General features: G+C 65.7%; 2 protein-coding genes. Both read left to right on the forward strand.

Annotation, left to right across the window (positions count from 1 at the left end; translation table 11 throughout):
* Window positions 1–302: 302 nt before the first annotated feature.
* Entirely contained in the window at window positions 303–575 is a 273-nt protein-coding gene (locus AIIKEEIJ_RS33485) for a hypothetical protein (RefSeq protein ID WP_338020946.1), read from the forward strand.
* A gap of 1,856 nt (window positions 576–2,431) precedes the next feature.
* A partial coding sequence (locus AIIKEEIJ_RS32185; RefSeq protein WP_161995837.1) for an AAA family ATPase occupies window positions 2,432–3,002 on the forward strand: 571 nt, incomplete at its 3' end.

Consider the following 3,002-nt stretch of genomic DNA (forward strand, 5'->3'; position numbering starts at 1 on the left):
TCCCGCACCGACAAGCCCGCCGACAGTGTCACCGAGGGCACCGAGGAGGTGACACCGGCCTTGACCGCCTGATCCACCGACGAGGAATCACGCGACGACGTCGTACACCACCTCACGGGACTTGACCCAGAAACATCCGAGACGAGGACACATGGTGGCCGTGGGCATCAGTGTGCCCGACGTGCGGGCCGTCGGCGAGCAGCCGAGCAATCGATACGCGTATCGACCTGGCGGCGTTCCGGGGCCGGTTCTACGACTGCCTGACCACTCGTCGTGACGCATTGTTCGAGTTGACTGACGCGGTGCTGTGTTCCGGCGGTGCGGTCCGTACCCTCGTCAAGTTGCCCCTGACACCCGAACGCCGTCGCGGTCACGGCGCCCTGTACGACGGCCTGGGCGGATTCGACATCGATCGTCTACGGAACATGATTGCCGCCGAGTCGATCCCACGCGACCGCGAGGGCGCGATCGTGTTGGCCGTCGATGTCAGGGCCTGGCCGCGCCCGGATGCCCGACGAGCCCACAGCGTACGTTCCTCCACGTGTACGGGCGCGGCACGGGACGGGCGCAGCTGATCCCCGGCCGGCAGTACTCGTTCGTCGCCGCGCTCGAGCCGGGTCGCACCTCGTGGACGGCGGTGTTCGACGCAGTCCGCCTGCAGCCGGACGACGATGAAACACTCGTCACCGCAAGACAAGTGCGCAGCGTGGTCGAGCGTCTGCGAGCGGCCGGGCAGCACCGCGACGGTGACCCGGACATCCTCCTGATCTTCGACGCTGGTTACGACCTGCCTCGGCTGGCGGTCGCCCTCACCGACCTTCCGGGGTGGATCCTGGGCCGAATGCGCGGGGACCGCGTGTCGTGCTTCCCGGCGCTGCCGCCGGGCCGCACCGGCGCCACCCCGGCACGGCCCGCAGTTCCGGTTCGCCGACCTGAGCAGCTGGCCCACACCCGCGGCCACCACGAGCACGGTCACCGGCCGGTACGGAACGGCGACGGCCTCCGCATGGAATCAGCTGAACCCGAGGCTCATCCACCAAGGGGTGTGGGCCGAGCATCCCGGAGCACTGCCGATCGTCGAGGGCACGGTAATCCCACTGACCGTCGGCCATCTGCCCGGAACCGGCACCCGGCCCCGGTATGGCTGTGGTACTCGGACCCCACCGTAGGAGGTGACCACGTCGACGGACTGTGGCAGATGTTTCTGCGCCGCTTCTTTCCTCGTGCACACCTTCGAAGAAGTTCAAGCAGGCGTCGGAGTGGACTGCGCCGACGATCCGCCGTCCCGAGACGGCCGATCGCTGGACCTGGATCGTCATCGTGGCGCATGCCCAGCTGCGGCTCGCCCGGCCCGTGGCCGAGGACCTGCGCCGACCCTGGGAGCGACCGCGGCCTCCGGGCCGGCTGACCCTGGCCCGGGTCCGTCGCGGGTGTCGGTGCATCTGCCGGACGATGCCCACTCCGGCCGGTGCGCCGAGACCCTCCCGGCCCGGTCCCGGACGACCCTTCGGCTCGAAGAACACCCGTCCCGCTCCGGATTTCCACGCGGGCAAACGCGTCAGAACCGACATGCAGGAACCGGCCGGTGTAAACCGCACAGGTCAAAAATCAAGCTCAGGGAATGGAGTAGCCGACTACTCGGGCTTACTGTCTCCCGAGCTAAGACGATCAGGTGGTGCAGTAACTACTCGATCAGCGCACAACAACCACGGCGGACGAAGTAGCAGACGCGCGGTGCAATCGGAGTCCGTTGCGGCGATCACTGGCTGATGTATGAGCTCGATAATCTTCGAATTCGAATCGAGTGCTGGAACGCCTCGGCAGAAGCGGTGCGCCCGCTGCGCGAGTAGTGCACCGGACAGCGCGCCGTTTTTCGGCGCAATCTGCAAGATTGTACGACGCGCGAGTCGGATGAACATGCTGCAAATCGTTGGTGGCGACTGCGCCAGCGCACGATCGGGCAGAGATGACATCGCTCACTGGCGACTGCGCCGGACCGCACGGAACACCGAGGGTGGATCGATTGCCCACCCAGGGTGGGTTTCCGGGTGGTCGAGCGAGCGGAAGATAGACAAGGAGGCAAATCTCAGTTTGGAACAAATGAACGGCCATCGGGGAGGCGTGGACGACGTCGGTTACGCGCTCGTGACCTGGGTGGACGGCCCCATGTGGAGGTCCGAACGGCCTCTATGTCGAACAAGTCCATCAATTGATGTCGGTATCCGTGTATGACGGTCTCCTCGAGCGGCCGCTCGGATATCCGGCCGTGGGCCGCGAAAGGATGTACTGCTACAAGATGTTGCGGACCGATCCGGCTGGCGTGACGGTGCTGCCATTCCGGTGGAGTTCTCGAACCGAAAACGCTCCGGGAACGACTTGATCGAGTCGATTTGAAAACTTCCTAGAACTCATAAAGGAGCGAGAAGGAGCAATGCACGAATCGACCATGGTGCGGCACAATCGGGTGTTCGACGACGCCTCGAGCGGCACCCCAAACGATTCCAATGTGCTTTTCGGGCGGCGGCCGGAATGCGCACGAATTGATCAGTTGTTGGCGGAACCCCTGACGGGGGCGAGCGCCGCGCTCGTCATCACCGGGGATCCTGGGATCGGTAAGACAAGCCTGCTGCGCTACGCCCGCGACGGCGCTCGCACACTGAAAGTGTTGTCCGTGAGCGGGGTCGAGGCGGAGACCATGTTCCCGTTTGCAGCGCTAGGACGATTGCTCACGCCCGTCCTTGATCGGCTCGGTTCGCTGCCCGCCGTTCAGGCGGACGCCCTGCGCTGCGCGCTCACGCTCAGCGCGGAACGACCCCGTGACCGCTTCGCTGTGTGCGCGGCGGCATTTCAGTTGCTCGCGACGACGGCCGAGAGATCCCCGACTCTCGTGCTCGTCGATGACGCGCAATGGTTGGATGTCTCCACCGCCGAGGCACTCGCCTTCACTGCACGCCGACTGCGGGCCGAGGGACTCGTGCTGTTGATCGCCACGCGCGACGTCG

Source organism: Rhodococcus sp. YH1, from assembly GCF_009939605.1.
GTDB lineage: Bacteria > Actinomycetota > Actinomycetes > Mycobacteriales > Mycobacteriaceae > Rhodococcus > Rhodococcus aetherivorans.